The 4869-nt window shown below is 63.9% G+C and carries 4 protein-coding genes and 1 pseudogene; all 5 read left to right on the top strand.

From position 1 onward, the window contains the following. Positions 1-350: 350 nt before the first annotated feature. On the top strand, positions 351-524 hold the full coding sequence (locus tag EOA36_RS37455) for a hypothetical protein (protein ID WP_167531203.1): 174 nt from the start codon (positions 351-353) through the stop codon (positions 522-524). A 71-nt stretch (positions 525-595) separates the two neighbouring features. Continuing rightward, positions 596-2689, top strand: a complete 2094-nt coding sequence (locus EOA36_RS27780; RefSeq protein WP_127280271.1) for an ATP-dependent helicase — start codon at positions 596-598, stop codon at positions 2687-2689. A gap of 9 nt (positions 2690-2698) precedes the next feature. Beyond that, positions 2699-3481, top strand: a complete 783-nt coding sequence (gene dapB / locus EOA36_RS27785; RefSeq protein ID WP_127280272.1) for a 4-hydroxy-tetrahydrodipicolinate reductase — start codon at positions 2699-2701, stop codon at positions 3479-3481. Positions 3482-3640: 159 nt separating this feature from the next. After that, positions 3641-4657, top strand: a complete 1017-nt coding sequence (locus tag EOA36_RS27790) for an ABC transporter substrate-binding protein (protein WP_127280273.1) — start codon at positions 3641-3643, stop codon at positions 4655-4657. A 105-nt stretch (positions 4658-4762) separates the two neighbouring features. Further along, positions 4763-4869, top strand: a pseudogene (locus tag EOA36_RS27795) (ABC transporter ATP-binding protein); the annotation flags it as partial.

Raw genomic sequence — 4869 nt, forward strand, 5'->3', positions numbered from 1 at the left:
CGAACTGCGCAATGCCAAGTTCCGCCTCGACCGCCTCGAGGAATGCATCGCGGCAATGCGTTGATGACGACCCCGCAATTGTCGGGTGCGGGCCACCATTCACTGCCTGGCAATGCCATTGTTCGCGGCAGGAATTGCGAGACCTTGGTCCCCTCCAGTCGCCTTTGTCGGCGGCAGTTTGTTGTCACAGGCCGTGAGCGCCAAGGCGACGAGCGCGAGGATCAGTCCTAGCTTTTTCATCGCTACCTCCTCCAAGTCAGAACGAGGCGGCGCCGGTTTGGTTGCGGCGATTGCGCCGAGGGAACAAAAGGCCCGGCCTCCAGTTGATCCAGAGAAGGAGGACCGCCCACATGATCCGTTTGCTTCTGGTCGGCACGCTGGCCTTTGTCACTTACCGTCTCGCCCGCAAGATGATCGACGAGGTCCCCGACACTGTCGATCCGCTCCTGCTGCCGGCGCCTGCAAACGACCGCGAAGCGCTGCGCCGGCAATCGGCGGCGATGGGCGTTGACCCGAAACGCTGATCGTATTGCTCGCCGAATTGGCGGAGCCGCTTCTCTGTTGCGAACAAAGCGGAAACGATGCTTGATGGGCGATGAACCTCGCCGCCCATGATTCGACCTTTTTCGACTCGACCGTCCAGCCGGCCTATCTCGCCCGGCTGAATGATGCCCAGCGCCAGGCCGTCGAACATGGCGACGGCAAGATTGCAGGCCCGCTGCTGGTCATTGCCGGGGCTGGCTCCGGCAAGACCAATACGCTGGCGCACCGCGTCGCCCATCTGATCGTCAAGGGGGCCGACCCGCGCCGCATCCTGCTGATGACGTTTTCGCGGCGCGCCGCATCCGAAATGGCGAGACGCGTCGAGCGCATCGCCGGCGAAGTGCTCGGTCGCGACGCCGCGGTGATCACGGATGCGCTCACCTGGGCGGGCACTTTTCATGGCATCGGTGCGCGGCTGTTGCGCGATTATGCATTGGAGATCGGCCTCGATCCGGCCTTCACAATCCATGATCGCGAGGATTCCGCCGATCTGATGAATCTCGTGCGCCACGAACTCGGTTTCTCCAGGACGGAAGCGCGCTTTCCAACCAAAGGCACCTGCCTTGCCATCTATTCGCGCGCCGTCAACGCGCAGGCCCCGCTCGGTGAGGTGCTGGGGTCTGCCTTCCCCTGGTGCGCCGGCTGGGCAGAGCAGCTCAAGCAGCTGTTTGCCAGTTACGTCGAGGCCAAGCAGGCGCAGAACGTGCTCGATTACGACGATCTGCTGCTCTACTGGGCGCAGATGACGGCCGAGCCTGAGATCGCCACGCATCTGGGCGGGCGTTTCGATCATGTGCTGGTCGACGAATACCAGGACACCAATCGGCTGCAGGCGTCGATCCTGCTTGCGTTGAAACCCGACGGCGCCGGGCTGACGGTCGTTGGCGACGACGCGCAGTCGATCTATTCGTTCCGCGCCGCCGAGGTGCGCAACATCCTCGACTTTCCCCGGCAGTTCGCGCAGACCGCCGACGTGGTGATGCTGGAGCGCAATTACCGCTCGACCGAGACCATTCTGGCCGCCGCCAATGCGGTCATCGGCGAAGCTTCCGAGCGCTTCACCAAGAACCTGTGGTCGGAACGCAAATCCACCGACAAGCCAAGACTTGTGACCGTGCGTGACGAGGTCGAGCAGGCGAACTTCGTCTGCGACACCATCCTGGCGGAGCGTGAGGCCGGCACCGCGCTGAAGTCACAGGCGGTGCTGTTTCGCGCCTCGCACCACAGCGGACCGCTGGAGATCGAACTGACGCGGCGCAACATTCCTTTCGTCAAGTTCGGTGGCCTGAAATTCCTCGATGCCGCCCACGTCAAGGACGTGCTGGCGGTGCTGCGCTTTGCCGAAAACCCACGCGACCGTGTCGCCGGCTTTCGCGTGCTGCAGCTCTTGCCAGGCATCGGTCCTTCCGCCGCCGCGCAGATCGTCGAGGCCATGACGTCGGCGCTGGACGAGGCGATGGGCCTGGCCGGCTGGCGTCCACCGCAGCGCGCCGCCGACGACTGGCCGGGATTCGTCTCGCTCTATTCCGGCTTGCGTGCCGGCGCCAAATGGCCAGCCGATCTCGAACAGATCAGGCTTTGGTACGAACCGCATCTGGAGCGCATCCACGAGGATGCGACCACGCGCCGGGCGGATCTGCTGCAACTGGAGCAAATCGGGTCGGGCTATGCTTCGCGCGAACGCTTCCTGACCGAGCTGACCCTCGATCCGCCGGACGCGACCAGCGACCAGGCCGGGCCACCGCATCGCGACGAGGACTATCTGATCCTGTCCACCATCCACTCGGCCAAGGGCCAGGAGTGGAAGAACGTCTTCGTGCTGAACACGGTCGATGGCTGCATTCCGGCCGATCTCGGCGTCGGCACCAAGGAGGACATCGAGGAAGAGCGCCGGCTGCTCTACGTGGCGATGACACGAGCCAAGGACAGCCTCAACCTGATCATGCCGCAGCGCTTCTTTCCGCACGGGCAGGCGGCGCGTGGCGACCGTCATCTCTATGCCTCGCGCACCCGTTTCATCCCGGCCTCCATCCTTGCCGCGTTCCAGCAGCTTTCGTGGCCGGCCGCGCAAGCGGCGCAGGGCAGGGCACCCCGGCCGGAGGTGCGCGTCGACATCGGCGCGCGCATGCGCGGCATGTGGAAATAGCAGGAGCCGATGTCGCAGCCGCCGATCAGGATCGCCATATCGGGCGCTCTCGGCCGCATGGGACGCCAGATGGCGGATGCGGTGCGGGCCGATGCGCGTCTGGCGCTTGCCGCCCGCTTTCACCGCCCAGGCAGTGTCGGTGATGGGCTGGTGAGCCGCGAGGAAGCGCTTGCCATGGCCGATGTGGTCATCGACTTCACCACGCCGGCTGCCTCCGCCGATCTGGCCAGTTTCTGTGCGCAACGCGGCGGGCCAGCCTTGGTGATTGGCTCGACCGGTTTCGATGCGGCCGAAGCGGCCATTATTGCCGATGCCGCCAAAAACATCGCGATAGTCCGCTCCGGCAGCTTTTCGCTCGGCCTGAACATGCTGGTCGGATTGGTCGAGCAGGCGGCGAGGGCACTCGCTCCGCAAGACTGGGATGCCGAGATTTTCGAGGCGCATCATCGCCACAAGATCGATGCGCCCTCGGGCACGGCGCTGATGCTGGGGCAAGCCGTTGCCGGCGGGCGCGGCGTCGAACTGGACATGGTGGCAAGGCGCGTCCGCGATGGCGCCACCGGCGCGCGGCCGGTGGGCGAGATCGGCTTCGCGGTGGCGCGCGGCGGCAGCATCGTCGGCGAGCACAGCGTCTCCTTCTGCGCCGAGGGCGAGACCGTCACCGTGTCGCATGTGGCCGGCGACCGCGTCATGTTCGCGCGTGGCGCCATCGCCGCCGCTCTCTGGGTGGCGGGCCGCACTCCCGGCGAATACGACATGCGCGACGTCCTGGGGCAGAGCGCTCGGGCGTGACGCTGCGAACGATTTTTTTGCCCCGCGACTGAAAGCCAGCTGAAAGCTTGGGCATGTCATGACGGTTTTGCGGTGTCACCGCATGTCCGGCCCGCGACGGTCGGCGAGGGAGGAATGCGGCGCGGCTTCACAGCGCGTCGCCCAAATGGAGGAAGTTTTGTGACCGGTTTCATCTCGAAGTGTGCGTTGCGCACCGTTGCCTTGACGCTTGCCATCACCGCCACGGGTGCCACGGCGGCATCGGCGGCCGACGAAAAGATTTCCATCATGGTGGGTGGCTACGAAAAGCAGATCTATCTGCCCGCCAAGCTCACCGAAGCCCTGGGCTACTTCAAGGACGAGGGTCTTGACGTCGAGTTGCTGAACGAACCGGCCGGCGTCGATGCCGAAAACGAGATGCTGGCCGGCGCCGTGCAAGGCGTTGTCGGCTTCTATGACCATAGCATCGACCTCCAGGCCAAAGGCAAATTCGTCGAGTCCATTGTCCAGTTCAGCCAGGCGCCCGGCGAGGTCGAACTGGTTTCGACGAAGCATCCCGAAATCAAGTCGCCGGCCGATTTCAAGGGCATGAACCTTGGTGTCACCGGCCTCGGCTCCTCGACAAACTTCCTGACGGAATACCTCGCCGTGAAGAACGGCTTGAAGCTGGGTGAATTCACCTCAATCCCCGTCGGTGCCGGCGATACATTCATCGCCGCGATGCAACAGGACAAGATCCAGGCGGGTATGACGACCGAGCCGACCATCACCCGGCTACTCAAGACGGGTGAGGCCAAAGTCCTTATCGACATGCGTACGATGGAAGGCACAAAAGCCGCGCTCGGCGGCACATACCCGGCCGCGTCACTCTACATGCAGACAGACTGGGTCGAGGCCCACAAGGATGTGGTGCAGAAGCTGGCCAATGCTTTCGTCAAGACGCAGAAATTCATCAATACCCATAGCGGCGCCGAAATCGCCGACAAGATGCCGAAGGACTACTATGTCGGCGACAAGGAGGGCTATGTGAAGGCCCTCGATGCCGGCAAGGCGATGTTCACCGCCGACGGCGTAATGCCCGAGGGCGGCCCCGAGACGGTGCTGACTGTGCTGTCGGCCTTCAAGAAGGACCTGCAAGGCAAGCAGATCGACCTGTCGAAGACCTACACGACGGAATTCGTCAAGAACGCGAAGTAAACCCGTCTGCCGGCGCGATGCACCGCCTCGTGCCGGCAATCGTCTGGTTTTCACGTCCGGAGGCCCTGGCCGACGGCGGTTCTTCGTTCGAGGAGTTAGCCCAGCATGGCACAAGAGAAAAGCGCACCGGCAATTGAGCTGATCAATGTCAGCCGCCGCTTCCTGTCACCCACCGGCAAGTCGCTGACCGCGATCCGTGATTTCACCATGAC

It is taken from the genome of Mesorhizobium sp. M8A.F.Ca.ET.021.01.1.1, from assembly GCF_003998025.1.
Taxonomy (GTDB): Bacteria; Pseudomonadota; Alphaproteobacteria; order Rhizobiales; family Rhizobiaceae; genus Mesorhizobium.

Coding starts and splice junctions, on each gene's coding strand:
- EOA36_RS37455 (WP_167531203.1), top strand. CDS start 351: ATGATCCGTTTGCTTCTGGTCGGCACGCTGGCCTTTGTCACTTACCGT.
- EOA36_RS27780 (WP_127280271.1), top strand. CDS start 596: ATGAACCTCGCCGCCCATGATTCGACCTTTTTCGACTCGACCGTCCAG.
- dapB (WP_127280272.1), top strand. CDS start 2,699: ATGTCGCAGCCGCCGATCAGGATCGCCATATCGGGCGCTCTCGGCCGC.